This is a genomic window from Aquitalea sp. ASV11, assembly GCF_016429185.1.
In the GTDB taxonomy this organism is placed as follows: domain Bacteria; phylum Pseudomonadota; class Gammaproteobacteria; order Burkholderiales; family Chromobacteriaceae; genus Aquitalea; species Aquitalea pelogenes.
Map to the genome: position 1 here is coordinate 1 of NZ_JAELUD010000184.1, position 393 is coordinate 393.

Sequence of the window (393 nt, forward strand, 5' to 3'; positions counted from 1 at the left end):
CCCCCCCCCCCCCCCCCCCCCCCCCCCCCCCCCCCCCCCCCCCCCCCCCCCCCCCACCCCCCCACTAACATTTTCTAGCAGTAGACGGCATACGAGATTATTGCGTTCGTATCGTGGGCTCGGAGATGTGTATAAGAGACAGTATCCAGATGCTTGACTACGTTTTGAGCGAGTTGAAAAAATATGGTTCGCCGCTGATGACTGGTTCTGGAGCATGTGTGTTCCTTGAGTGCCAGTCGAAGGAAGAAGCCCTGTGTCGGATGCACGTCGGGCGCTGCCGACGGGCAGTAGGATGTGTAGATATAGGGGGTAGCCGTATAATAAAAAAAAAGATGTTGGTGGGGGAGTTCGGGGGGGGGGGGGGTGGGGGGGGGGGGGGGGGGGGGGGGGTGG

1 pseudogene is annotated in these 393 nt (G+C 61.6%); it reads left to right on the forward strand.

Features of this window, described 5'->3' with window-relative positions:
• Nucleotides 1-125 precede the first annotated feature (125 nt).
• Nucleotides 126-393: pseudogene (locus JHD62_RS23140) on the forward strand (hypothetical protein); the annotation flags it as partial.